The sequence below is a fragment of the Pseudomonas sp. SIMBA_041 genome (genome assembly GCF_046535095.1).
Taxonomy (GTDB): Bacteria; Pseudomonadota; Gammaproteobacteria; order Pseudomonadales; family Pseudomonadaceae; genus Aquipseudomonas; species Aquipseudomonas mucoides.
This window is the reverse complement of record NZ_JAWRXJ010000961.1, coordinates 1-234: the sequence shown is the minus strand read 5'-3', so window position 1 is coordinate 234 and position 234 is coordinate 1. Positions and strand designations below refer to the sequence as shown.

Genomic DNA, 234 nt, shown 5'->3' with positions numbered 1-234 from the left:
GGGCAAGGCATAGAGGTGGATCGCCGCTTCGAAATCGCAATGCAGGTCGAGGGTGATGTCGGCGTCGCAGGCATGGCGCAACAGCAAGCGATGCAGGGCTTGCAGCTGCGAATCAGCCGCTGGCAGCTCATCCAGCACCTGGACCATGGCACGGCGGATCAGGGCGATATTGGCCGTGGCGTCGTCCCCCAGTTGCTTGCCGATCAAGTCGCCCACCGGGCCGCTGAGCTCGAC

Annotated in this window: 1 pseudogene; it reads right to left on the bottom strand. The window is 64.5% G+C overall.

The window, feature by feature from the left end:
• Positions 1-234: pseudogene (locus tag SB725_RS33995) on the bottom strand (peptidase M14); the annotation flags it as partial.